19 protein-coding genes are annotated in these 25,875 nt (G+C 71.1%); 11 read left to right on the top strand and 8 right to left on the bottom strand.

The window, feature by feature from the left end; all coding sequences use genetic code 11:
- The first annotated feature begins 74 nt into the window (after window positions 1-74).
- Together ABD808_RS16110 and ABD808_RS16105 are read left to right on the top strand one after the other, a co-directional pair.
- Window positions 75-2,150 (top strand): Hsp70 family protein, encoded by a 2,076-nt coding sequence (locus ABD808_RS16110; RefSeq protein WP_344896939.1) that lies wholly within the window; start codon window positions 75-77, stop codon window positions 2,148-2,150.
- Window positions 2,151-2,162: 12 nt separating this feature from the next.
- Window positions 2,163-4,925: a zinc ribbon domain-containing protein gene (locus ABD808_RS16105; RefSeq protein WP_344896937.1), complete on the top strand. Its 2,763-nt coding sequence runs from the start codon at window positions 2,163-2,165 to the stop codon at window positions 4,923-4,925.
- An 8-nt stretch (window positions 4,926-4,933) separates the two neighbouring features.
- Here the strand turns inward: ABD808_RS16105 and ABD808_RS16100 are convergent, their stop codons facing one another.
- Together ABD808_RS16100 and ABD808_RS16095 are read right to left on the bottom strand one after the other, a co-directional pair.
- Window positions 4,934-5,458 (bottom strand): hypothetical protein, encoded by a 525-nt coding sequence (locus tag ABD808_RS16100; RefSeq protein ID WP_344896935.1) that lies wholly within the window; start codon window positions 5,456-5,458, stop codon window positions 4,934-4,936.
- A 4-nt stretch (window positions 5,459-5,462) separates the two neighbouring features.
- Window positions 5,463-6,737: a hypothetical protein gene (locus tag ABD808_RS16095; RefSeq protein ID WP_344896932.1), complete on the bottom strand. Its 1,275-nt coding sequence runs from the start codon at window positions 6,735-6,737 to the stop codon at window positions 5,463-5,465.
- Between the two features lie 196 nt (window positions 6,738-6,933).
- Between ABD808_RS16095 and ABD808_RS16090 the strand changes: the two genes are divergently transcribed.
- From ABD808_RS16090 to ABD808_RS16060, 7 genes are read left to right on the top strand one after another with little or no spacing between them, the layout of a single operon-like run.
- Window positions 6,934-7,410: a hypothetical protein gene (locus ABD808_RS16090; protein WP_344896929.1), complete on the top strand. Its 477-nt coding sequence runs from the start codon at window positions 6,934-6,936 to the stop codon at window positions 7,408-7,410.
- 9 nt (window positions 7,411-7,419) lie between these two features.
- Window positions 7,420-9,582 (top strand): hypothetical protein, encoded by a 2,163-nt coding sequence (locus tag ABD808_RS16085; RefSeq protein WP_344896927.1) that lies wholly within the window; start codon window positions 7,420-7,422, stop codon window positions 9,580-9,582.
- On the top strand, window positions 9,579-14,600 hold the full coding sequence (locus tag ABD808_RS16080) for a CHAT domain-containing protein (RefSeq protein WP_344896924.1): 5,022 nt from the start codon (window positions 9,579-9,581) through the stop codon (window positions 14,598-14,600). The genes ABD808_RS16085 and ABD808_RS16080 overlap by 4 nt, the downstream gene beginning before the upstream one ends.
- Window positions 14,597-14,995, top strand: coding sequence for a hypothetical protein (locus tag ABD808_RS16075; RefSeq protein ID WP_344896921.1), 399 nt, complete (start codon window positions 14,597-14,599; stop codon window positions 14,993-14,995). Before ABD808_RS16080 ends, ABD808_RS16075 begins: the two co-directional genes overlap by 4 nt.
- Window positions 14,996-15,009: 14 nt before the next feature.
- On the top strand, window positions 15,010-15,408 hold the full coding sequence (gene grpE, locus ABD808_RS16070; RefSeq protein WP_344896919.1) for a nucleotide exchange factor GrpE: 399 nt from the start codon (window positions 15,010-15,012) through the stop codon (window positions 15,406-15,408).
- Window positions 15,405-17,522: an Hsp70 family protein gene (locus ABD808_RS16065; RefSeq protein ID WP_344896916.1), complete on the top strand. Its 2,118-nt coding sequence runs from the start codon at window positions 15,405-15,407 to the stop codon at window positions 17,520-17,522. Before grpE ends, ABD808_RS16065 begins: the two co-directional genes overlap by 4 nt.
- Window positions 17,523-17,537: 15 nt before the next feature.
- Window positions 17,538-19,205: an Hsp70 family protein gene (locus tag ABD808_RS16060; RefSeq protein WP_344896913.1), complete on the top strand. Its 1,668-nt coding sequence runs from the start codon at window positions 17,538-17,540 to the stop codon at window positions 19,203-19,205.
- A 175-nt stretch (window positions 19,206-19,380) separates the two neighbouring features.
- On the opposite strand, the gene ABD808_RS16055 is transcribed toward ABD808_RS16060, so the two are convergent.
- Window positions 19,381-20,592, bottom strand: a complete 1,212-nt coding sequence (locus tag ABD808_RS16055; RefSeq protein WP_344896910.1) for a TetR/AcrR family transcriptional regulator — start codon at window positions 20,590-20,592, stop codon at window positions 19,381-19,383.
- A 99-nt stretch (window positions 20,593-20,691) separates the two neighbouring features.
- Here ABD808_RS16055 and ABD808_RS16050 point away from each other — a divergent pair, with 99 nt between their 5' ends.
- Together ABD808_RS16050 and ABD808_RS16045 are read left to right on the top strand one after the other, a co-directional pair.
- A complete protein-coding gene (locus ABD808_RS16050) occupies window positions 20,692-21,843 on the top strand; it encodes an FAD-dependent oxidoreductase (RefSeq protein ID WP_344896907.1) in 1,152 nt (383 codons plus the stop codon).
- Window positions 21,844-21,879: 36 nt separating this feature from the next.
- Window positions 21,880-22,443, top strand: coding sequence for an NADPH-dependent FMN reductase (locus ABD808_RS16045; protein WP_344896904.1), 564 nt, complete (start codon window positions 21,880-21,882; stop codon window positions 22,441-22,443).
- 17 nt (window positions 22,444-22,460) lie between these two features.
- Here ABD808_RS16045 and ABD808_RS16040 read toward each other — a convergent pair whose 3' ends face one another.
- Genes ABD808_RS16040 through ABD808_RS16020 form a run of 5 tightly spaced genes read right to left on the bottom strand, consistent with a single transcriptional unit; the run spans window position 22,461 to window position 25,828 of the window.
- On the bottom strand, window positions 22,461-23,648 hold the full coding sequence (locus ABD808_RS16040) for an ABC transporter permease (RefSeq protein WP_344896901.1): 1,188 nt from the start codon (window positions 23,646-23,648) through the stop codon (window positions 22,461-22,463).
- Complete coding sequence (locus tag ABD808_RS16035; protein ID WP_344896898.1) at window positions 23,645-24,292, bottom strand: ABC transporter ATP-binding protein; 648 nt, start codon at window positions 24,290-24,292, stop codon at window positions 23,645-23,647. Before ABD808_RS16035 ends, ABD808_RS16040 begins: the two co-directional genes overlap by 4 nt.
- On the bottom strand, window positions 24,193-25,401 hold the full coding sequence (locus tag ABD808_RS16030; RefSeq protein WP_344896895.1) for a peptidoglycan-binding protein: 1,209 nt from the start codon (window positions 25,399-25,401) through the stop codon (window positions 24,193-24,195). Before ABD808_RS16030 ends, ABD808_RS16035 begins: the two co-directional genes overlap by 100 nt.
- Window positions 25,398-25,670, bottom strand: a complete 273-nt coding sequence (locus ABD808_RS16025; protein ID WP_344896893.1) for a hypothetical protein — start codon at window positions 25,668-25,670, stop codon at window positions 25,398-25,400. The genes ABD808_RS16030 and ABD808_RS16025 overlap by 4 nt, the downstream gene beginning before the upstream one ends.
- Window positions 25,671-25,705: 35 nt before the next feature.
- A complete protein-coding gene (locus tag ABD808_RS16020) occupies window positions 25,706-25,828 on the bottom strand; it encodes a hypothetical protein (RefSeq protein WP_344896890.1) in 123 nt (40 codons plus the stop codon).
- Window positions 25,829-25,875: the final 47 nt, after the last annotated feature.

The raw sequence follows: 25,875 nt of genomic DNA, 5'->3' as shown, positions 1-25,875 counted from the left end.
GTGACCGGTAGATTACTCTGAACGCGTCCCATGCGGTGGGGAGATCGCTGACTGGCGGACCTGTGGAGGCTTCGGTGACCGTGGCGATCGGTATTGATCTTGGCACCACCTATTCCGCCGTCGCCCGCGTCGACGTCAATGGCAGGCCGGAAGTCATCCCGGATGAAACCGGCAGCCCGCTCGTCCCATCGGTAATCAGCTTCGCCACGGATCCGCCGTCGATCGGCGCGGCGGCGATGACCGGGCAGGTCGACGGAGAAACCGAGGTCGCGGCCGGTTTCAAACGGCATATGGGCGACCCGCGATTCCTCCTGTCGTTCACCGGCGGGGAGTTCACCGCCACCGACCTGTCGGCGATCCTCCTGGCCGGCCTCAAGGCACAGGCGGAGGCGTTCACCGGGGCGCCCGTGACGGAAGCGGTGATCACGGTTCCCGCGTGCTTCACCCACCCGCAGCGCGCCGCCACGATCACCGCGGGCGAGCGCGCCGGGCTGGAGGTCTCGCAGGTCATCAGCGAACCGACCGCCGCGGCGCTCGCCTACGGCGACCGTGGCGGCGAGGAGCGGACGATGCTGGCGTACGACCTCGGGGGCGGCACGTTCGACGTCTCCGTCGTGCGCGTCACCGGGGACGGCATCACCGTGGTCGGCACCCACGGCGACCCCCGGCTCGGCGGCCGGGACTGGGACGACCGGATCGTCGCCCACGTGCGCGAGCGCTTCACCAACGAGTTCGGCTCCGAGGTCGGCCCGGACGACGCGCTCACCCTGCTGGTGCGCGCGGAGCAGCTCAAGCACACGCTTTCCCAGCGGCGACACGGAGACATCCGGGTCGATTTCGCCGGGCACGACGCACGCTACGAGATGACGCGGCAGGTGTTCGAGGACCTGACCCGTGACCTGCTCGACCGTACCGAACGGCTCACCCGGCAGGCGGTCGCGGACGCCGGGCTCGGCTGGGAACGGATCGACGGCATCATCCCGGTCGGCGGCTCGACCCGCATGCCGATGATCCGGGAGCGCATCGCCCGCGTCTCCGGGCGCGCACCCCTCGGCGGCGCGCATCCCGACCAGGCGGTCGCGATCGGTGCCGCCCTCGCGGCGGCGGGGTCGCGGCGCACGCGGTCCGGACAGGTCGCCGCCCGTACCGAGCGGCCATCGCGGGGGGCACGGCTCGTCCACGATGTGATCGCGCACAGCCTCGGCGTGATCGTCGAGAGCACCGACCGCTCCCGCCACGTCAACAGCGTGCTGATCGGAAGGAACGTGCCGATCCCCGCGCGGGAGAGCAGGGCGCACCAGTTCGTCCTACACAAGACCGATGAGAACCTGCTCGAGGTCTTCCTGACCCAGGGTGAGACCGACGATCCGCGCGACTGCGTCTACCTGGGTCGTCACGTCTTCACCGGATTCGGGCCCGGTGCCGGCGAAACGGTCGTGGACATCGAGTACGCCTATGATCACAACGGTGTCGCGCACGTCTCGGGGAAGGACCGCGGGACGGGCAGGCCGCTGCTGGTCACCGTCGACGAGGCACCGGCGGACATACCTGATCGCTTTCTGGCCAGGCCCGCGAACATCGGCCGACCCGGCGGCGTCACGGTGTATCTGGCGATCGACCTGTCCGGCGCCATGGCCGGGTCCCCGCTGGCCGAGGCACGGCGCGCCGCGCACGCCTTCGTCGAGCAGTGCGACCTGGCCGCGACCTCGGTCGGCCTGATCGGCTTCTCCGACACCGTGCAGGTCAAGCAGAAGGCCACCCGGAACGCGGAGCACATCGGACGGGCGATCGACGACCTGCATGCCTGTGCCACCGGTGTGGGGAACGCCGGACACCCGTTCGACGAGCTGCACGACCTGCTCGGAGACGGGCCCGGCCCCCGCTACGCCGTCGTGCTGGCCAACGGCGAATGGAGCCGGCAGGCACACGTGATCGCGCGGGCCGCCCGGTGTCGTGCCGCCGGCATCGAGATGATCTCCGTCGGCCTCGACGACGCCGATGAGGGCTCCCCACGTCGCATCGCGTCGGCGTCGGGGCGGAACCTGTGCACCGATCTGACCGGGCTCACCGAGTCGTTCAGCACGATCGCACGCGAGCTGACCCAGGGCCACGGCGGCAAGATCGGCTCGCTGACCAGGGACGAGGCGTGAGGTGAACTGCTGATGCGCGGCGAGAACCGTCCGAACTACTTCTTGCTGCTGGGTATCGACCCGGACGACGAGTGGGACCAGGCGGCGTTCGAATCGCGCTTGCGGGCCCGGCGGGCGGAGTGGAGCAGAGCCGTCCTCAACGGCGTGCAGGGGAGCCGGAAGGTACTGACGGCGGAGGACGCGCGCCACCGCCTCACGGACATCAGATCCACGATGAGCGACCCCGCGCGGCGAGAGCGGGAGCGCAAGGACGCGCGCGAACGACGGGCCGCCGAAAGCTCGGACCGGCTCGCCGCCTTCGAGGGCGACCTGCGGATCATGATGATCAAGGGGTTCCTCTGGGAGGCCGAAGCCGACGTCCTGCGCCGCGACTACGCCGACCTGATGGCCGACGTCACGGTGGCGGAGCGGATCGAGACCGCGCCTCAGCACAGCTTCGCCGAGCTGCGGGCCGTACCCGATCAGCTCGCCTCATCCCTGACGAACGAGATCCGCGACCTGCTCGACTCCCTCGGTGAGGCGTCCCTCTACACCTTGCTGGCGACCGTGAGCTCGGGAAGTGTCGAGAGGGCCACGCGCGAACGGCTGTACGACGCCGCGAGGGCGTTGTACGACCAAACGCAGCGGGACATGAACAAGCACGACCCGCGGCTGCACGCGAAACAGGCGCTCGCCGGCCACGCACTTCAGGTCTTCAGCACGGCTGAGAACCGGGCCCGGTACGACAACACGCTCGCCCTGACGCCCGTGACCAACCTGATCGCGAGATACAGGACGGCGCTCAGCCAGACCAGGCGGCTGGAGACCAGCCAGGTCGAGCAGTTCATCGCGGAGGCGGCGGCCAAGGGCGCCGACTCCAAAATCGCCCGCGCGATGTTGCTGAAGCATTTCGAAGACCAGGGGTGGACGGTGGCGCTGCCGCCGGAGGCGCCATGGAGCACGCCGGACGAGCACGTGAGCTGCGGGGCGTGCCAGGCGCGCAACGTCCAGGCGAACGAGTTCTGCGCGGTCTGCGGCGCCCGGCTGCGGATCGTCTGCCCGGGGTGCGGCACGACGGTGCCGGGGCACGGCGCCTGCGCCACGTGCGGCTTCGTGGTCGGCGACCACGACTGGGCGAGGCTGCTCATCCGCGAGTGCGCGGAGTCGCTCGACCGGGACGACCTCGACGGCGCAGAGGAGAAGCTCACCGAGGCCGCGCGGGCCTGGCCGTCCGACGGCGAGGACGAGCCGCTGGCCGTGTCGATCCGGCACTGCCGGACACGGGTCGAGCGGCTCCGCGGCGAGCGGGACGCCGAGAACGACGCGACGGCGCGCCAGCTGCGCTCGCTGGTCCGGCAGCGGAACTACCAGGCGGCGCTCAACAAGGCGAACAGCACGCGCCCGACCGTCCCGGACCGCGAGTCCGTGATCCAGGAATCGAAGGACAACATCGGTAAGGCCGACAGCCTGTGCGACGCCGCGAACCGGCACGACACAAGCACACGACAGCAGGTGGACTACTACACCCTGGCGCTGACTCACTGCGCGGACCACGCCCGCGCCCGGCGCGGCCTCGCCGCGCTGCCTCCGGAGCCACCGTGCGAGCTGAGTGCCGAGCCGGTCGGCAGGGGCGTACGGCTGGCGTGGGAGCCGTCGGTCTCCGACGATGTCCGCTACGTCGTCGTGCGGAAGGAAGGCGCCGTGCCACCGGCCTCGGTATCGGACGGCACGCGGGTCGCGACGGTTCGCCAGACCGTCTATGAGGACACTCGCCCGGAGACGGGTGTCCCGCTGTACTACGCCGTGTTCGCCCGCCGTCCGACGGGGACCGTCTCCGAACAGGCCGCCACCTCGCGGCGGCCGGTGTTCCGTACGGGTCGGGTCGAGATCACGGCGCAGCGCGTCGACGACGGCGTGGTGGAGCTGGAGTGGCGGCTGCCCGCCAACGCCACCGGCGTGACTGTACGGCGCACTGCGGGCGGTGAGACCACGGACGTCCACGTGACGGAGCCGGGTCGGCTGCGCGACGTCACCGTCACGAACGAGGAGTCGTACACCTACACCGTACGGGCCCACTACGCGGGCACCGACGAGCTGTCCGCGGGGACGGCGGTGACGCTGGTTCCCGGCCGCCTGCCCGCGTCGCCGGGGCCCGTCCACGTCCGCACGGTCACCCGGAACCTCGGCCTGTGCTACCGGTTCGTCGACCTGCTGCCCCAGGGCGCGGAGCCGGGAACGGCCCGGGTGCTGTGGACGCAGGATCGGCTCGACCTCCAGCCCGGCGAGCAGCGCCCGATCACCGAGCTGGCCGCGTACGGGTCACTGCTGACCGAGACCGAGGCCCGCGGCTTCGCCCTGCCGAGGCAGGGTCTCTACTACTTCGCGCAGGTGGTGGTCAGGCACGGCACCGGCCATCTCGGTGCGGTCCGCCGCTACGCCGCGCGCGAGGAGATCGGCGAGGTCGCGGCGCGGAAGCAGGGAGACACGCTCCGGCTCACGTGGACGTGGCCAGAGGGGTGCACCGCGGCGCTGGTGGCCTGGGATCACGACGGGCCGCCCACGGACCCGACCGTCGCACCGCACCGGGTGCTGGTCGAACGGGACGGCGACGACCGCACCGGCGACTACGACGCCGACGGCACCACGCCCGGACGCGAGCAGGCGTTCCATTTCCTCGTCGCGGCGGCGGAACGTCGCGACGGCGAGTTGTTCGTCGCCGGTGGCACCCGCGCCGAGGCCCGGTTCACCCCGAAGAAGCAACACCGATCACGCCGGCCGCAGCGCAGGCGCGGTTGAGGGGCGGCTCAGCTCTCGAAAACGAAGATCTCAAAGGTGACCTTGTCGCCGCCCTGGAAATAGCTGCGGTACGCCGTATCACGGGTGAACTGCCCGCCGCCAAGGGCCCCCAGGACCTTCTCGTTGAAGCTCTTCGCGATCTTGACACCGCGAGCAATGTCGCCGGATCCCGGCCCGAAGGTGAGAACGATGCCGGCGCGGCGCCCGCCCAGGGGCTTGTCGAGCATGTCGCGCACCCTTTTCCGCAATGCGTCCACCGCGCCTTTGTCATTGCGGAGCAGGGCGTCGGCGTCCACCGATACGTCGCGCTTGACGGGAGTCGGGAGCAGCCGTGGCGGCCGTGCCGGTGTGAGGGTGGGCGTGGGCGTCGGCGTGGGCGTCGGCTTCGGCCGCGGGTGGTCCGGCTCGTCGGGCAGAGCGATCCCAGTGGCCAGCACCAGCATCACCACGAGCGCCAGCATCAGGTCGGCGAACAGCCATCCCGCACTGCCGAACATCATTTCGCCCGTCTGGCGTGATCTCAGGCCGCGCATGTCGTCAACGCCGCCGGAACCATCGGCGGCCCTCTGCGCTCGCGCCGCCGATGGCGGCGGCCGCGGCCTGCAACCGGTCGGCGGCCATGCCCAGGGCGTCGGTCGTCTGGACGAGGTTCGTGTCGACGGCGGCCAGCCCTGCGCTCGACGACGTCAACTGCCGGGTGATCGTCTCCAGGTCGGCCCGCAACCGGTCGCTGAGCAGCTTGCTCATGGTCTCCATCGCGCCGGCGGCGGTGCCCATGTTGCGCGCGCTCTCTGTCACGTTCTCGATGAACGCCTGCTGTGAGCTCTCGATGCTGCGCAGGTGCGTGTCGATCGACTCGGCGGTGTCGGTGTAGGACGCGGCGCTCTCACCCAGCGCCTTCGTGGCCACCCCGACGTCCGAGGTGACGGCGACGAACGCGGAGATGTCCTCCTGGTAGGCGTCGAAGCCGCGGGTGAAGGACTCCACGTTGGCCTGGAACTGTTCGATCAGGGGCGCCAGATGTTCGCTGACCAGCGCCCGGTCTTCGGCGACGGCGGAGTTCAGGACGTCGACCGCTTCCTTGGCCACCCGCGCGACCATCTGCTCGTTGGCCTGCCGTAGCGAGTCCAGTGTCTTCCCGCTCTGTTCCGCTAACAGTCCGACGAGCTTCTCGGTCTCGGTGTGCACCGACGCGAGATTCTCGCTCGCCTTGTCGACCGCGGCCGTGGTCGACTCGAACAGCTCGGCGGTCTGCTTCCGAGTCTCCTCCAGCACCTCGCGTGCCGCGACGGCCCAGTCTTCGGGGTTCTCCGGCGTACTCGCCGCGTGGCCGGCCATGGCGATGGCGAGCGCCTTCATCGCCGCGTCGACCTGCTCGGCGATGCGGTAGTACTCGGCGGCGGCGGCCTGCTCCTTGGAGTGCACCGCCCGGGTCAGCGCCACGACCGTGCCGATGAGCACGGCGTCCACGACGGCGACCGTGCTGTAGACGGGCACCAGCAGCGAGGTGCCGTGGATCATCACCGCGAACCCGATCGACAACCACGTCAGCACGAGGGGCAGCAGCGCGGTCTGGTTGCGCAGGGAGTGCAGCTCGCGCACCGGTCGTGCCTGGACGTCGTCCAGTTCGGCCAGCACCCGGTCCGGTGCGACAAGGCGCTCGACCACCGGGAACGGCAGGGAGTCGACAACCGCGTCGATGTCGCGGATTCGGCGTTCGGCTGTGGTGACACCGGATTTCGCCAGCTCCGCCGCGACAATGATCAACTTCTCGGCCGCGATTTTGGCCGCGCCGCCGCCGAGTTTCGCCACACCCGGAAGGTCAGTAGAGCTTTCATCGGTCGTGTCTACCAAAGGATCCACCGAATCTCGCTGCGACGAGTAGTCTACGACACAGAGCGCCACTTCCAGGAAACTCGTTCACGTCGGCCGCGCTGTGCATAGTCGAGCCTACAAGCACACGGACGCCAGCGCAGGATAAAAGGCGAGTGATGATGAGAAGGGAATCGTGACGATGGGAAATCCGGTGCCGCACGCCGAACTGATCTTCGATTACAGCGTGGACACCGATCTGGCCGCCGGATTGGAAGCCGAGTTCCGGCGGATCGGCTTCGCCACGGAAAGACGTACGCGGCATGCCCATCGCGGACCGGACGAAATCACCTGGCTGATGCTCGCCGCACTGCCCCTTCATGCCTTTCTGTCCAGTATCAGCTCCGAAGTGGCCGGCGACCTGTACGCCAAGGCCAAGACGTTGGCCACGGCCGGAAAGAAGGGGGCCGGGAGCAACGGCCGCGTGCCACTGATTCTGCAGGATGCGGAGAGCGGGCTGAAGGTGATCCTCGAAGCCGATCTGCCACCCGAGGCGATCTCCCAGCTCATCGGGCTCGAACTCGGCGCGCACGAGACCGGCCCGCTGCGCTACGACCGCGCCGGCCAGAGGTGGCGGCCCGAACCCGACGAACCCGACGAACCCGAACACTGAGCCGGCGCCATGCGCGAAGCGCGGGACGAGCCGCCGCCCACCGCCGTTGACGTGGTCCGGGCGGCGAACACCGATGGCGAACGGGCACTGTCGGACGGCGACCTGCCCGCCGCGACGTCGGCGTTCACGGCCGCGCTGGACCGCCTCGGCGACGTGACCGGTGCCGGGGAGACGGCCACGCGCCTCGCGGTCGCCGCGCACATCGGGCTCGGCCGCGTCCACCTGGCCGGCGGCGACATCCGGCGCGCGGACCTGCGATTCGACCGGGCGCAACGGTTGTGCCCGGCCTGGCCTGACGGCTTCTACTGGGCGGGCTGCGCCGCCGCGCACCATGCCGGGTACGAGCGCGCGGAATGGCTGCTGAGCGCCGCGCTGGAACGGGACGGCGAACACGGCCGGGCATACCTGCAACGCGCGTACGTCCGGCTGCGACGGCGCGAGTTCGACCTGGCGCTGTCCGATCTGCTCGCGGCGGCCGACCGGCACGTCACCGACGACGACGCCCGGTTGCTGACCGCCGCGCTGCTGCTGCGGAGCGGCGACACCGAACGGGCGTCGGCCATCGGCGCCGGGCTCCCGGACAGTGCCGCGGCGGTCACCGTCCTCGGCCACCTGCCCGGCGCCGAGCCGACCGCCCCGCGCGCCGCCGCCGGGGACACGCGGGAACGCGAGCTACGGCACACCGCGGATGCCCTCACCGCCGCGCGCCGCGGCGACTGGGGCGCGGCCGCGGACCTGTTCCCCGGCGACGTCGAGGGCCTGACCGCCGATCTGGCGCTGGTCAGGGCGGTGGCCTGCGCGCTGGGCGGCCGCCGCGACGACGCGGTCGCGCAGATGCTGGATGTCGCGGTGCGGATGCCGGCCGATCACCGTGTCGCCCACGCCGAGGCGGTGCTGCGCTTGCACACGCTCGGCGCGGCGGAACAGGCGGACGACGCCGCCTGGTCCGCCTGCATCGGCGCATGGGTTCGCCTGCTGCACGATGAGGACTTCTGGGTCGGCTGGCGGCACCGGGCGCACCGGCGGTACGGCGGTGTCGTGTCGGCGGCCATGACCGACAAGGCGCGGACCGCGCTGGACGACCTTCTGGAGCAGCGGCTCCCCACCGATGAGCTGGCGCTACTGCTGCGCCGCGAACGTACCGCCGCGGCGTTACTGGCCCGGGCCGGCGGCCTCCCGGCAGCCGACCCCGATGGCGCCCCGATCGTGTGCGGGCCGCTGCGCGTCACCGAACTCGGCCTGCACCGGCGGCTCGGCGATCACCTTCGCGCGCGGCCCGCCGACGCCGAAACGGTGGCCCTGTTCCGGCAGTTCTCGCAGATCGGTCTCGCCGAGGCGCGGGTCGCCACCGACCGGCCGTGGGCCGCCGCGCTGGCGGCACTGGACATGCGCTGCCCGTCGTGCGCGCGGACCGGCGGCCGGACCCATCCGGCGATGATCTCCGAGCCGCTGCTGTGCGAGGCGGGCTGCGCGGAGTTCGACGACCTCAACCCCGCGTTCTGTACCTTCACCGACAAGCGCGAGGAACTCGCCAAGGCGGGCGCGGAACTGGCCGCGGAACTGCTGCTCGGTATCGCGCGCGGCCATATCACGAAGGCGGAGATGGACCTCGCCGACGCCAGAACGTGCTGGCGTGGCGCCATCACATTGTCCAAGCGGTTCGGCGACAGCCGCGCCGTCACGCGGGAGGCGGTCGATGATGCTCTCGGCCGGGCCCGCGCCCTCGCCGGCCGCCGTGACCTGACGGATGCCATCGCGGTGCTGGAGGCGGTGCTCGTGGCCGTGCCCGCCAGGGACACCGGCGAACGCGAGCGGGTGACCACCAGGCTCAGCGACCTGCTCGACCGCCGGGGCGTGCGGAGCTTCAATCGCGGCGGCGACGCCGAGAGTGCGCATGAGGACATGCGGCGGGCGGTGGCACTGAGTCCGGAGCTGCCGCGGCCGCGGCTCAATTTCGGCAGGTTGCTCCGCGAAATGGCGTACGACAGCAGCCTTGAGGACGGCATCCGGTTGCTGGTCGGATCCGTCGACCAGTTCGAGATCGGCCACGACAAGCACAAGACGGACAAGTTCCGTGAGGAGCTGGAGGATACACGCGGTGAGCTGGCGGCCCGGCTGGCCGAGCTTCCCGGGCAGGAACCAGACACGCCGGAACCGGGTGCGGAGGCGTGAGCGCCGTGCGGGACAACGAGGAACTCCGTGTCCGCGTTCGCCGGATCGGTGCGGAACGCTACCTCATCCTGGCCAACGGCACGGCGCAGGGAGCGCGCGCGAACAGGATCGGCCCGGCCGCGGAGCTGCGCGCGAGGTTCGACCGCCTCCTGGAAATCGAAAGCGGCAACGCGCCGTCCGGCTCGACGAACACCCTGGAGGGCATGCGCGTACTCGGTCGGTCGGTGTTCGACGCGCTGATCGGCGACGAACTCGCCGCCTGCGTGGTCGGGGCCCGCGCCGAGGCGGACCGGCACGGCCGCGGTTTGCGGCTGCGCTTCGACCTGCCGTCGGACCTCCACGCGCTGCCGGTCGAAACGATGCGCGCGCCGCCGGAGCACTCGCTACAGACCTTTGGTCCCGACGGGAACCTCTCCATCGTGCGGTCGCTGCCCGGCGGGCCCTTCGGCCACCGGCTGCCCACCGGCGACTGCGTCCCGGAGAAACTGAATCTGCTCATCGCCGTCGCGACTCCGGCCGAGGACGGTCTGCCGCGGATCGACGCCACGGCGGAGCTGGCGGAGCTGCGCGAGGTGCCTGTCATCGCCCTTCGCGTCGAGACCATGTACAACGCCACTCTCGCGAAGATCGAGGACTGGCTGAGCCGTGCCGCCCAACCGACCGCGGTGCTGCTGATCGCCCACGGCCGAGGGGCCGCGGACGGCAATGACGGCATGGTCCTGCTGGAGGCCGAGGACGGCACGGCCGACGCGGTCCCGGGCGATGTCCTGAGCGGCATGTTCATCCGAGCGCCGCACCTGCGGCTGGTCGTGCTGAACCTGTGCTTCAGCGCGCGCAACTCCGAACGCGAACCGTTCGCCGGGCTGGCACAGGCGATGATCGGCAGGGGGATCCCGGCCGTCGTCGCCATGCACGGCCTGGTCACCGACCGCGCGGCGAGCGCCTTCGGCCCGAAGCTGCTCGCCCGTGTCTGCGAGAACAAGCCGGTGGACGAGGCGGTGACGCTGGCCCGGCACCATCTCAACCCCGTGCCGGGGCACACCGCGATCGAGTGGGCCACGCCGATGCTGTTCCTGAACGAGGCGTGCGCCCACGGCTGGCTGTTCAAGGTGCGTGAGGTACGCGACGACGACGAGTCGGCCGATCCCCTGAAGGCGGGCGAGGACGCGCTCCGTCAGGTCAACGACGCCAGCGGCAATGTCAAGCCCGCCACCGCGCTGGCGGCCGCACGGTTCCTGCGGCTCAGGCGCGAGTGGGATCAGGTGGAGTCGATCGCGAAGGCCACCCGGCCGACTACGGAGGAGTCGGCGGGACTGATCGCCGAGGCCGAGCTCGAGCAGGCATGGCCGGAGGTCGAACGCCTCTGCGAGGCGCTGGCCGAGGCCGACCACGTCCGCGCGCAGGAGCGTCTCGACGGCGATCTGCCGGACGGCCGCCGCGTGCGCGACATGCTGCCCGAGCCGGTGCTCAGCCTGCTGAGGATGGAGATCGCGGCGGCGCGCACGGTCAGCGAGAAGGTGGAGCAGGCACGGAGGGCGGCGGCGGACGGGCATTGGGTCTCCGCCGTCGACCGGTACGAACGGCTCGACGGTGAGCAGCCGCCCGGCGTCGTCGACGTCACGGCGGCGCTGGCCACCGCGCGTGAGGAGGTCGCGCTGGCCGAGCACTACGCGAACCTGTGCGCGTATCACGAAGCCGGGCAGTGGGAGGCCGCGCTCACCGAGGGGGAGAAGATCCTCGCCGTCCGGCCGGGCGGCTACCGCGACACCGCCGCCCGGGCCGGCTACCTGGCCGGCCGGTCCGCGGAAGCCGAGGCGCGCTGGGCCGACGCCGTCCGCGCGTACGAACGCTGCGGCGGATTCGCCGACGCACCGGCCCGGGAGGCGTACGCACGCGGCAACGTCACCGCCGACGAAGGCGACTGGGCGGCGGCCGAAGGACATCTCCGCGCCGCGGCGGAACTCGGCATCGCCGATCACCTCACCGGCTACGCCGCCGGTCGGGTCGCCGAGGACGCCGACGACTGGGTGGCGGCGCGGCGGCAGTACGCCGGCCTGCCGGAAGACGTCCGCGACACGGGCGCGCGCAAGCGTTACGCGGATGGCAGGATCGCCGACGACCGCGCCGACTGGACCGGTGTCATCGACCGGTTCGGCGGCCTCCCCGACTGTTTCGCCGGCGGAGAGGTCGGGCGGCGGCGGCAGTACGCCCGGGCCAAGCTGCGGGAGGGGCGGACGGACTGGCGCGCCGTGCTCACCTTGCTCGGCGCGCTGCGCGACGACGACCGTGGCGGGTCGGTGGGCATGCTGCGCTGGACGGCGCGAGGCCGGCTGGCCGAAGCCGACGACGACTGGGCGCGGGCGGCGGAGTGCTACGCCTTGGCTGGCGACCTCGGTTCGGCACACCGCTACGCGACCGGCCGTAAGCAGGAGCTGGACGGAGACTGGGCCGGGGCCATCGACACGTACGCCGCGCTGCCGGACGACCACCGGGACGCGTCGTGGCGCATCGTCCACGCCAGGGCGCGCATGGCAGAGCTCGATCTGGACTGGCCCCGCGCCGCCGAGCTGTACGGCAGGCTGCCGGGCGAGTTCTCCGACGCGCCGGTCCGGGCGAGCTACGCTCGGCTGCGCATGCTGCTCGCGAATCGGGAATGGGCCCTGGCCGTACAGGAATCGAAGCGCTGCGGTGGCTACCTGGACGCCCCGATCCTGGCCGCGTACGCGCGCGGCCGCCGCGCCGAACAGCGCGGGTCCTGGGCCGAGGCGGCCGCCCAGTACCGCTCCTGCGGCGACCATGCCGACGCCGCGGGCCGTGCCGCGTACACACACGGCCGTCACCTGGACGTCACCGGTCACTGGTCGGCGGCCGTGGCCGCGTACGAGCAGGCCACCGGGATCGACGCCGTCGTCGGCGCCGACATCCGGCGGCGTACGGAGCGGCTCCGCCGACTGCTCGCCGAGGTGCCGTTCCTGGAGGGGCTCGCCGACGCGACCCTCGCCGCCGACCCGGTGGCGCTGCGCGAGTCCACCTTCCCGTATCTCGCGCTGCGCGAGGCCGGCATCACCCCGGCGTCGCCTACCGAGGTGGTCGCCGACGCCGCGTTCACCCTCATGGAGAGTGGCGACATCAGCTGGCGGGAACGCGTCGCCTGGGACCAGCTGCGCACGCCCGCGAAGCGGCTCCTGCTCGAAACGCGGATGTACCCGCTGCGCGAGCCGGCCGCGCTCCGCCGAGCGCTGGCCGGACTGGACCCGGCGGACGAAGAGCACACGCTGGACCGTCTGTGCGAACGGCTGCCCGCCGACGGCCCGCTGCTGACCCTGCTCGCCGGTGACCAAGCCCAGGCCGTCCGGCTGTGGCGGGACCGCCTCGCCACCCGTCTGGACGATCAGGATGACGCGCACTGCCTCGGCGTGGCCTCGTTCTGGCACGCCCAAGGCCTTGAGGAGACAGGCGCGTGGGAGCAGGCCGCGGAGGAATGGCGGACCGCGCTGGCGTGTCTGGCGATGACGCTCGCCAACGACGGGTTCTGGATCGGCTGGCGGCAGGGCCGAGCGTCGTGCTACCGCCACACGGTGACCCCGGCGGACAGCCAGCTGGTGCGCGTCGAACTCGGCCGGTACCTGATCGGCGTCCTCAACGCGCACGCGGAGCGCCACGCCGACGCGGGACGGCGGCCCGAGGCCGGGCGGTACCGGGAGCTGGTGTCCTTCTTCGAGGCCGAGCTCAAGGCGGCGCAATGCCTCAAGGAGGCGGGCGGGCTGCCGCTGCGCGGCGGCGAAGGCCGGTTGAGCTGCGGCCGCGAGTACCTGCGGATGTTCGGCCTCGCCCGTACGTTCGGTGAGTTCGTCGCGGCCGAGGACCAGCCCGGACTGGCCGACGCCGACCCGCGCCAGGGGCTGCTGCGCAGGCTGCGCTGCGCGTTCTCCAACCTGTCGGCGGCCGCGAACTGCCTGGACCACCACCGGTTCGAGTCGGCCCTGCGCGCGTTGCCCGACTACCACCGCAAGCGGCGGCGGGAGCTACCGGACGACTGCGGCGGGCCGGCGCGGCACGGCGACGTCGACGGCTGCGCGCACTGCCGGGAGTTCGTCGAGAACGATCCGGCGTACATGTACCTGCCCAACCGCCGGGTTCGCCTGCTGGGGGACGCCGCCGAGCTCGCCGTACGGGCCCGGTTGTCGATCGCGCGAGACCTGCTCGCGGGCCACCGGCCCGACCCCGCGCTGGCCGAGCTGGCCGAGGCGATCAAGGTCGCGGCGAACGCGCTGATGGGGGTGCGCGCCCAGGATGCCGTGATCCGGGTGCTGGTCGGCCGGGTGGACGCGCTCGCGGAGACCGGCGAGCAGGGCTCCGCGGGCCTTGACGAGGCGATCGAGCTGGTGGAAAGGGCTGGGGCCGCGCTCGGTGCGCCGATCAACTGGAGGCTCCGGCCGAAGCTGGCAGATCTGCTGGTAGCACGCGCCATCTGGCACGGCGCGACGTGCCAGCAGTTCGGGCTACCGGTCGACCTCGCGCGTGCCGTCCGCGATCTGCGCCGGGCCCTGGAGCTCGGCCCGGACTCCCCGTGGACGCGGTCCCACCTGGCCTGGGCGCTGATCCGCGATTCCGGCGAGCGCCCGGTCCGGAACTCCGCCGATCGCCTCGGCCCGCTGATCGAGGCCCTGCACGTCATCTTCGCCGGCTTCGACCTGGCGGGCATCAGCGATCACCTGGTCGAGGTGCTCAACGTGACGCTCGATGAGACCGACGACATCCTGCTCGCCCGTCTCCCGAGCATTGATCTGCACCGGCGCATCCAGGAGCTGCCCGCCGACCCGGCCGCGGACCTGACGGGGACGGCCAAGGCGCGCGCGCACGCCCGTGAAGCCGAACGCCTCCGGAGGCCGGGGGACCTCGCCGGTCGCGCCTACCACCTGGTCGAGGCGGTACGCGCGGAGCCGCGGGACGAGCGGTACCGCACCGGGTTGCTCGCCGCGCTCGCCGAGCTGCGCGACGAAGGGAGTGGCACATGATCGAGGATCCGCTGACCACCTGGCCGGGCGGTTTCCCCTACCGCGTCCTCGCCGACGCCGGGATCACGCCGCGATCGACCCGGGCCGACGTCGAGGCCGCCGCGTTCACGCTGATGGCCGAGGGCATGATGAACCCCACCACCCAGCAGGCATGGAGCCGGTTGCGCGACGTGCCCAGCCGCCTGCTGATGGATCTTCTGCTCTACGACATCGATGACGCGACCATCGGCCGGCTACACGAGGAGATCACCCGCGAACTGGCGGAATCGGCCCAGGAAGCCGGGGCGCCCGGCACGCTTCCAGCCGGATCGCCGCGCCCCGCGGCGGTGCCGGACGATCTGTTCCCCTTCCCGTCCCCGTCCTTCCTCGACGGGCTGATCCGGTTCGACCGCTGAGCCGAGGAGCCGATATGGAACCACATCTGGCCGGCACCGAGCGGCGGCTCCTCAGCGAGCTCACCCGGCTCGACCTGGACACCGAGACGCTGGTCGAGACCCTCGTCGAGGCGCTCGACCGGCTCGACCTGCTCGACCGGCACCTTGACGCGGGCGCCCGCGAGACGAGCGAGGTGCGCGCCATCACGGCCCAGCTCAGCAGCGCGCTGGCCGCCCACGGCGCCGTCGAGCTGATCGGCGCGCGCGGTGAACGGGCGGCGCCGGACACCCACCATGTCGTCGACGTGACCGATGCCGCGGGCCTTGAGGCCGACACCGTGGTCAAGGTCGTCAAACGCGGCGTCCGCTACCGGGGGACCCAGCTGCGTCCCGCGGCGGTCGTCGTCTCCTCCGGGAAGGGAGCGCAAGCGTGACCGCGATCGGGATCGACCTCGGCACCACGAACTCCGTCGTCGCCACCTACGACCCGGAGCGGAAGAGATCACGGTTGCTGACCGTCGGCGGCGAGCGGAAGGTGCCGTCCGTGGTGAGCGTCCACCGCCGGGACGGGAGGGACGAGCTCCTGGTCGGCCGGAACGCGCTCCGCTGGGCGATGAACGATCCGGAGAACACGATCCTGTCGGTGAAGCGGCTGATGGGACGCGACTTCACCGACCCGGCGGTCCAGGAGACACGGCGTCAGCGCAGCTACCGGATCGTCCCCGGCCCCGACGACGATCCGCGTGCGCATGTGATGCTGCTCGACGAGGTCCACGCCCCCGCCGCGGTGTCCGCGTTCATCCTCGAGTACCTGGCGGGCGGCGCGGCGCAGACGCTCAACGCGCCCGTCACCCACGCCGTGATCACCGTGCCCGCCTACTTCGAGGAGGCGCAGCGCAAGGCCACCCAGGAGGCGGGCGAACGAGCCGGGCTCGTGGTCAAGCGAATCATCGACGAACCGACCGCGGCCGCCATCGCGTTCGGCTACGAGGCCACCGACCTGGACCGGCGGCGCGTGCTGGTGTACGACCTGGGCGGCGGCACGTTCGACATCTCCCTCCTCAACGCCACCAGGGACAGGCAGGGCCAGCCACATTTCCAGGTCATCGAGTTCAACGGCGACACCTGGCTCGGCGGTGACGACTTCGACGCGCTCATCGTCGAGCGGATCATCGACTGGGTGCGGACGAACGCCGAGACCGACCCCAGCGGCGACCCCGAGTTCATGTTCCGCGCCAAGGAGGCCGCGGAAGAGGCGAAGCGGTGGCTCAGCGAGCACGATTCGGCGGACATCCTGCTCAAGTACGCGTACGAGACCGCGGAGGGCACCAGGGGCGATGTGGCGATGTCCCTGACCAGGGCCGAGTTCGAAGCGATGATCGAGCCGCGCGTCGACAGGACCATCAAGCTGATCCGCACGGTCCTCGACGAGCAGAACCTCACCTCGTACGACATCACCGACGTGCTGCTGGTCGGCGGCGCGACGCTCATCCCCAAGGTGTACGAGACCGTCGAGGAGTTCTTCGGCAAGGACAAGGTCCGCCGCGACGTCGATCCGATGGAGTGCGTCGCGATCGGCGCCGCGATCCTGGCGAACACCCTGCACGGGGTGCGGTGCCAGTCGTGCGGCACGGTGAACGACGAGTCGGCGGACGCCTGCGCCGAATGCGAGCACTCGCTGGTGAACGCGAGGTCGGCGGGCGACACCCACGTCCACGACGTCACCGGCATGGCGCTCGGCATCAACGCGGTGAAGGGCTCACACCGGGACACGTTCGTGCCGATCATCCCACGCAACACCGCTTATCCGATGGGTGAGCCGATCCGGCACAGCTTCGCTCTGACGGACGGCAAACGGATCCGGGTGCCGGTCTACGAAGGTGACAGCATGCGCGCCAGCGAGAACCGCGAGCAGGGGGTGATCGAGTACGAGCTGCCGCAGGAGATCGATGTGCACTCCCGGGTCGACGTCGCGTTCATGTTCGACCGGAACCGGGTCCTGCACGTGACGATCACGGTGCCGGGAACCGACTTCGAGCTCCATGAGAAACTGCGATTCGACGCCCCGCGCACGCCCCCCGTGCCACCCCCGCCCGAGAACCGGGACACGGCCGACTCCACCGATCTGATCTTCGCGCAGGAAATGACCACGGAATTCCTCTGCGACTACGAACAGTATCTCGACCCGCCGCAGGCGATGAAGATCCGGGCGGACCTCGATCTCGCCCAGCAGACGATTCTGTTCGCCGAACCGGCGGAACGCCGGCGGATGCTGTCCGTGCTGGAGTCGGATCTGTTCAACTCCGGTCCCGCGTCCGCGCTGCTGCTCGCCGACCACGCCGCCGAGCGGGCGACCGGGGACGAAGCGATACGGCTCAACCAGACGATCGCGAGTGTCAAGAACGCGCACCGCGAAGGGAGAAGGAGCGTGGTCGACGAGCAGGTGCGGTACCTGCGGGTCCTGGTCAGCGCGATCCGGAACCAGGACGTGCCCGAGATCCCCGACGCGGAGGACTATGCCGGGTTGCTGAGGCTGCTCGACTCGTAGGGCAGGAGGACGGCGGTGGCGGTCATCCACATAGGTATCGACCTGGGAAGTACGAAACTGCGTGCCGCGTACGCCGCTCGGGGTGCCGCCCCAAAAGTCGTGTCGATGGCGGGCGCGGAATGGCCGTGGCTTCTGTGCGAGCCCGCCGCCGGAGGTACGGTCCCGGTGTCGTTCCCCAGCCTGAAGAGCAGGCTCGGCGTCACGTCCCCGATCACCCCGAACGGCGTCCACGTCGAGCCGACGGACGTCGTGGCGAAGGCGCTGGACCTGGTGCGCGCCGAGATCGTCCGGGGGCCCGGCCAGAGTGTCGGCCAGACGGTGATCAGCGTGCCGGCACGATTCCCCAGCACGCGGCGGGCCGCGCTGCTGGCCGCCGCGGCACGGGCGGGTCTGACCGACGTCAGCCTGATCACCGATTCGGCCGCGTCGGTCATCAGCCAGACCGCCGGTGAGGGGAGCGGCACGTATCTGGTGTACGGCATGGGACACAGCGGCTACGAGCTCGGCCTCGTCCGGGCCGAACGCGGCACCTACCGCGTACTCGGCTACGACGGCGACGCGGCGCCGAGCGGCGACACCCTGGACACGCAGGTCCTGGGCAGTTGGCTGACCGCACTCGCCAGCTACGGAGCCACGCCGAGGGAAGGCACGAACTGGTCGTGGCTGCGGCGGCTCGCCGAACAGGTCAAGTGGCGGCTGGGGGCCGCCGAGTCCGTGCTGTTCCCGAACCCGGTTCCGACCCCCGGCGGCACAGGACATGTGGAGTTCGAGCAGTCATCGTTCAACCGGCAGGTCAGGGCCCTGGCCGCCGGCACGCTCGCCGGGGTGGCCACGCTGCTGACCCGCGCGGAGCTGGACGCGGACGCGATCGACCTGGTGGTGCTGACCGGCGGCAGCACCGGCATGCCGGCGATCCGCGACGCCGTCGAAGGGCTGGGGCGTCCCACGTCCACCGCCCCCTCCGACGACCTCGCCCGCGGTGCCCTGCGCCACGCGCAGGAGCTGGGCCACCGCCCACCGCCGCCGTACGACGCCCATCCGCCGGAATCGGGCCCCCGTCGAAGCGAGCCGGCGGCGCGGCCCCCGCCGCTCAACGCGACCGTCCTGAAAGCCGCTCAACTCCCCGACGGCACCCGGGAGGCCGCCCTTGACGAGATTCGTCGTCTGATCAACGAGGGCCGGACCGGCGTGGCGCGAACCGAACTGCGGGCACTGATCACCGAGGCCCGATCCATGCTGGACGACCTGGACGCCCCAAGACAGGAAAGCACCGCGACAACGCCCGCGAAGGATCTGATCGCCGCGGCCCGGAAACTGCTGGACGAGGGAAATCACCGGAACGCGATCGCCCTGTCCCACCGGGCCTGGCAGAAGGATCGACACGATGTGGACGTGTTCGAGAAGATGCTCGACCTGCACTGCACCGCCGCGATGGCCAACCCAAGGATCACGAGCTTCGAAACCGACGAGCAATGGTTGAAGTGCGCGCTGCACCACGACCCCACGAGCGCCCGTATCCGTGACCTCCTGGCCGAACGAAACTATCTACAGGCGAAGGACTTTCTACGGGCTGGAAAACGCCCCGAAGCCCGGCATTTTCTGCGGGCGACCCTGAAATGGTCCCCAAACCATCCCGATGCGACTACCGCCCTCCGCGACCTCGACCACGGCCGAGCACCCTGACCGGCCGACGACGCCGGGCCACCGCGCCGAAGACGATCTCCGGGGCGATCGGGCGTCCACACCGACCGCGGCCCGGACGGGACGTCCACCCGAAGCCCGACGCTGCGCTCGAAGTACGCCTGCACACGCGACGAATATGGCGTGTCCGACAGCAGCGGTCGGCTGAGTAGGCGGTTCAGGGGTGGTCGTTGGTCAGGGACGTTGGCCAGCCCTTGTCCAGGAGGTTGGTGATGACGTCCAAGGCCTGGCGGGGGTCGGTGGCGGCGCGGGCGAGGTCGGGGATTTGAAGGATGTAGTGGGTCAGGAGCCTGGTGGTGACATCGTCGGCCGCGAGTCCGGCTTCCTGGGTTATGGCTGCGGCCAGGGAGGGTTGGGCTGCGGTCCAAGCCCTTAGCGCGTAGTCGCTGAGGGCCGGGGTGGCGTGGGCTAGGTCGATCACCCGTTGTTCGTCGGGGGTGAGGTCGGGCTTGAACGGGCCGCGCTGTGCCATGTGGTCGTGGAGTGCCCGGACGATGTTCTGGTCCGGAGAGCGATGGCGGACGACGTCGATCAGGGCGGCGGCACGGTCCGCCTGGTCGCCGGGAAAGACCAGGCTGGCCTTGCCGTCCGGGAAGTAGGTGAACAGGGTCGCGATCGAGGTCCCGGCGGCGTCGGCGATCTCGCGGACCCCGACCTCGTCGTAGCCGCGTGTGGTGAACAGGTCCAGGGCCGCCTGGGTGATGGCTCGGCGGGTCTGGGCCTTCTTGCGTTCACGAAGTCCCGGTGGGTGCGCCGGAGGTGTGGGGGTCGGGTCGTTTCGCGCGTGGTCGGCCCTGGCGCGGAGCTCTGGGGCGGGCCAGCCTTCGGCCAGCAGGGTGAAGGCGGCGTCGAGGTCTTCGCAGTGCCAGGGTTGGGTGCGGTCCAGGACGAATCGGGCCACGGTGCGGGCGGCGATGTCGGCGCCGGGGGCGTCCGGGCCCTCCTCGTAGATCGCCTCGGCCAGTGCTTGCTCATGGCGTAGCCACATCTGGCGCGCGTACTCGTTCAGCGCGGGGGTTCGCGCCACCAGCTCCTGGAACACGGCGGCGCGCGGCGAGGTGGACCTGTCGCACAGGTGGTCGCGTAGCCAGGTTCGCAGGGCCTCCAGGACGGGTGTTCCCTCTGGACGGCTGCGGACGGCGGAGACGATGCCCGCCCGGACGTCGTCATCCTCGTCGAAGGCCAGCGACTCCTTGGTCGGGAAGTGCTTGAACAAGCCGCTCATCGACACGTCGGCGGCCTCGGCGACGTCCTTGACCGTGACCTGGTCGAAGCCGCGTTCCAGGAACAGGTCCAGCGCGGCGTCGGCGATCGCCTGCCTGGTACGAGCCTTCTTGCGCTCTCTACGTCCCACGGTGGCGTCGGTCATGAGTCCAGCCTACCGCCGACCGGAACAACTCCTAAAGTAGAGCTGTTATGTTTTTGGAGCAACAACACTTGTATGCTCGTTCTGTTCTGAGGAGTGGTCATGACCACCACGCATCACCCCATCGCGATCATCGGCGCCGGTTTGGGCGGCCTGACGCTGGCCCGAGTTCTGCGCACGCGCGGCATCGGGGCGGACGTGTTCGACCTGGAAGCCGGGCGGCATGTCCGCACCCAGGGCGGCATGCTCGACATCCACGATGACTCCGGGCAAGTCGCGTTGCGCGCCGCCGACCTCCACGAGGGCTTCGAAAAGATCATCCATCCGGGCGGGCAGGGGCTGCGGCTGCTGAACCGCGACGCGACCGTCGCGCTGCGGCAGCGGGACGACGGCACCGGTGAGCGTCCCGAGGTCGACCGCGGCGACCTGCGTGACCTGCTCCTGGACTCCCTGCCCGAGGACACGGTCCGGTGGAACGCCAAGGCCATCGGTGTTCGCCCGCTGGACGATCCTCAGCGTGGCCGTCATGAGGTGACCTTCGCCGACGGCTCCGTCATCACCACCGATCTGCTCGTCGGGGCCGACGGCGCCTGGTCGAAGATCCGGCCGCTGGTCTCCTCCGCGCGCCCGTCCTACACGGGCATCTCCTTCGTCGAACTCGATCTGCTGGACGCCGTCGTCCGGCACCCGAAGTCCGCCGAGCTGGCGGGCAGCGGCTTCCTGATCGCCCTGGACGGCGAACGAGGGTTCCTCGGCCACCTCGAAACCGACGGCAGCCTGCACGTCCACACCGCGTTGCGGGCCCCCGAGACCTGGCTGGACGGCATCGACTTCACCGACGTCCCGGCCGCGAAGGCCGCGCTACTGTCCCACTTCGCGGACTGGGCCCCCGCCTTCCACGCCCTGATCACCGACGCCGACGGTCCCCCGGTGCCGCGCCGCATCAACGCCCTGCCGATCGGCCACCGGTGGGACCGCGTCCCCGGCGTCACCCTGCTCGGCGACGCCGCGCACGTCATGTCACCGTTCGCCGGGGAGGGCGCCAACCTCGCCATGCTGGACGGCGCCGAACTCGGCCTGGCCATCGCCGACCATCCCGGCGACCCCGAAGCCGCCCTGGCGGCCTACGAAAAGGACCTTTTCCCGCGCAGCGAGACTTCGGCGGTCACATCGGCCGCCTCGCTGGACATGCTGTTCGGCCCCGATCCCGTCGCCCGCCTGGTCGAGATGTTCACCGAGCACGAGCAGCACTGACGCCCGTCCCCTATTTCACGCGAAAGGCATCCGCGCATGATCAAGATCGCTGTCGTTCTGGCCAGCACCCGTCCCGGCCGCCGCGGCGAGGCCGTCGCCGACTGGGTTCTCAAGCACGCCATCCAGCGCTCCGACGCCAGTTTCGAGCTGGTCGACCTCGCCGAAGTCGACCTGCCCCACCTGGACGAGCCGATGCCGCCCGCCACTGGCCGGTACACCCACGGGCACACCAGGTCGTGGGCCGAGACCGTCGCCGGTTACGACGGTTTCGTGTTCGTCACCCCCGAGTACAACCACTCCTACCCCGGGGTGTTGAAGAACGCCCTGGACCGCGTCTACGCCGAGTGGAACGACAAGGCCGCCGCCTTCGTCTCTTATGGTTTCGACGGAGGTGTTCGTGCAGTCGAGGCGCTGCGCCCCGTCCTGGGAGCGTTGCGGGTCGCCGACGTGTCCGCGCAGGTCGCGCTGAGTTTCCACAACGACTTCACCGGCTTCACCGAGTTCACTCCCGCCGAACACCAGTCCGCCGCGCTCACCACCGTCCTGGACCAGGTCGTCACCTGGTCCACCGCCCTGGACTCCCTGCGCGCCGCCGCCTGACGCCGATAACTTCGGCGTTATGGGGCGGAGAGGGCGATTGTCGGGGGCAGCCGGGACGCTCGGACGGCCGGGTAGAAGCCCGCGAGCATGCCGACGAGGAGGGTCGCGGCTCCCGTTCCGGCGAGCGTCCAGATGGGGAGGACCGGGGGGTGGTCCTGGAGGATGGCGTAGGCCATGGTGACCAGGGCGCCGATGGCCAGGCCCGCGACGCCGCCGAGGGTCGAGAGCAGGAACGATTCGGCCAGGAACTGGACGCGGATCTGGCCGCGGGTGGCGCCGAGGGCCCGCCGCAGGCCGATCTCGCGGCGGCGCTCCAGCACGGAGATGATCATGGTGTTGGCGATTCCGACGCCGCCGACCAGGAGGGCCACGGCGCCCAGGCCCAGGAGGAGGCCGGTGAAGGTTCCCGCCGCGGCGGCGCGGGCGGCCAAGGCGTCGGAGGGACGCGACACCGCCACTTTCTCCGGGTTTTCGGGGTTGATGGTTCGGGGCAGGAGTTGCCGGACGGTCCGCACCGACTCCTCGGTCGATCGCTCGTACAGCGTGGTCGGGTGGCCGTCGAAACCGAGATGTGCTCGGGCGGCCGGGATCCCGACGAGCGCCGTCCGGTCGATTTCGGGGGCCAGCGGCAGGGGCCGCAGGATGCCGGTCACGGTGAACCAGCGGTCGCCGACGAACACCCGCAGCCCGATGTGGTCGATGCCGAGCCGGTCGGCGGCGACGGCGCCGAGCACCACCGCCGGGTAGCGGGCGGTTCCGTCGTTGAGCCACGTCCCGGACCGGACGGAGCCGTCCAGCGTGTGGAGGAGGCCGAGCCCGGTGGCCTGCACGGTGATTCCGCTTGTCTCCACCACGGGGATGTGGTCGGTGCGGCGGACGGTCGCCCTGACCTCGCCGGTCGCGCTCGCCGACAGGACGTCCCCGATCCGCCGTGCCCTGGCCTCGGCGTCGGGCGGCAGCACCGCCCGCTCCCCGGTGATCGACTCGCCGGGCTGGACACGCAGCAGGTTGGTGCCGAGCGCGTCCAGGCGGCGCAGCAGCCCGGCCTGGCCGGACGCGGAGATCCCGATCACCGCGACCATCGTGGCGATGCCGAGGGCGACGCCGAGCGCCGACAGCGCCACCCGGGCACGGCGGGCGCGCAGGCCCGCCGCGCCGACCCGGACGACGTCCCGGGGACGCAGGCGGGCGGGCTTGAGCGTCATCGGGTGGCTCCCTGGTCGTGGCCGGTGCGTTCGTCGGTGACGACGGCGCCGTCGCGCATGTGGACGCGCCGCGGGCACCATCCGGCGATCTCGGCGTCATGAGTGATCACGACGACGGTGGTGCCCGCGGCGTGCAGGTCGCCGAGCAGGTCGAGCACCTCGGCGCCGGAGGTCGAGTCGAGGTTCCCGGTCGGCTCGTCCGCCAGCAGCAGTGGCGGGTCACCGAGCACGGCGCGGGCGATCGCGACCCGCTGCCGCTCGCCCCCGGACAGTTGGTGCGGACGATGGGACAGCCGGTGCCCGAGCCCGACGCGGTGGAGGGCCGCGCGGGCCCGCTCGCGGCGTTCGGACGGTGGGCACGCCGTGTACAGGAGCCCGTCGGCGACGTTGTCCAGCGCGGACGTGCCGGGGTCCAAGTGGAACTGCTGGAACACGAAGCCGATGTGCGTGGCGCGCAACGCCGACAGCGCGCGGTCGGAGAGGCGTCCGGTGTCGTACCCGGCGATGCGCACCCGCCCGGACGAGGGGCGGTCCAGCGTGCCGATCAGATGCAGCAGCGTCGACTTTCCCGAACCGGACGGCCCCACGATGGCGACGAGTTCACCCGCCGCGATGCCGAGGTCGATGCCCCGCAGAGCCCACACTTGCTCGTTGTAGCGTTTCGTGACGTCGGTGATCTCGACACCCCGACCCGCACGCCCTCGCGCACGTCCGGCCCGGAGATCTCCACCCGGCCGCCGCCGAACGCACCGGTCCGGACGCGGACGACGCGGCGGCCGCCGTCCGGGGCGACCAGTTCCACGCCGAGGCCGCCCTCGCGGAGCGCGAGGAGCGCCTCGACCGGCACGGTCAGCACCCCCGCGTGGCGTTCGCTCACCAGCGTCACCGTCACCGGCATCCGGTCGAGCCCGCCGGTGTCGGTGCTCCTGGGCAGCGCGATCGCGACGTCGATGGTGGGCTCGGCGGTGTTCTCGCCGCCCGGTGAACCCTGGCCGGAGCCCTTCCGCTGGGCGACGGCGCCCACGGAGGCGATCTTCCCCTGGACCGTGGTGCCGTTCGGCAGTTCGACGGTCACCCGGGTGTTCCGCCTGGCCAGGGGCTGGTCGGTCACCTTCAGGTCGACGTGGACGACATGTTCGGTGCCCGTCACGACGAGCACGGCGGTGCCGGGGCCGATCCGGTCGCCGACGGCCGTCTTGGTCTCGGTGACCCGCACCGCCGTGGGCAGGAAGATCAGCTGCGCGGCGTCGACGGATCCGGTCTCCGGCAAACCCGCGGAATGCTGCCAGGCGCGCACGGCCCGCGCGGTGGAGGCGGAGAGATGGTCGTCGACGGTCACGCCGTCGGCATGGCCCAGCGCGCGCAGCGACCGTTCGAGCTGCTCGACGTCGGGGCCGTCGGTGACGCCCGCGCGCAGCGTCCGGTAAAGGGGCAGTTTTCCGTACATGAGCACGACCGGGCGGCGCGCCACCCGGTAGAGGGCCGCGCCCTGCTCGATCACCTGGCCGGGCCGTGGCATGGACGTGACGACCCCGGCGGCGGCCCCGGTCACCTCGCGTTCGCCCGCGTAGGTGAGCGTGCCGTCGACCGACTTCGTGTCGACCAGGTCACCACGGGAGACCTGGACGGTGTCGAGTGGCCGCCGCTCGGCGGCCGCCGTTCCGGTCCCGTCGCGTGCGGACAGCACCGCGCCCCCGGCCGCCACGGCCGCGACGGCCACGGCCCCGGCGATCACGAACCGCCGACGCCTCACCCGCGCTTCCCATCGAGGATGGGGGCACAGACCTTCGACGCCTTCTCCCACAGCGGCGGGTTCTTCTGCTGGATGTTCGGCGGCGCGTTGTCCGGCATGTCGTAGCCGTTGGCCCGCATGCACTTGGCGAACCGGGCCATCCGGTCACGGGTCTCGGGGTCGTTCATGTCGATCGTCTTGCCCGGCGGTTGGAGGGCCGCGCACGCCTTGTCCGCCTTGTCGGAGACCGCCATGCCCTCCGGAGGCAGGTCCTTGGGGTCGTCCGGCATGTTGACGCCATGCTCACGCAGGCATCTGGCCCATTTCAGCCGCGCGGCATCGGGGCGCCGGACGTGGCGGTGGCGGCGTCAGGCGAACCGGAGCCGTTCCCGCAGGCCGCCACCGAAAGCAGCAGAATGGCCACGAAAAGTAGTCGGACGCGCTTCATGAATCTCTTCCTCTGTCGTTTTCGGGCATGACGGCACCCGGAGATGG

It is taken from the genome of Actinomadura meridiana (assembly GCF_039537545.1).
Lineage (GTDB): Bacteria > Actinomycetota > Actinomycetes > Streptosporangiales > Streptosporangiaceae > Spirillospora > Spirillospora meridiana.
The sequence above is the reverse complement of the archived record's forward strand: the minus strand, read 5'-3'. Positions and strand labels throughout refer to the sequence as shown.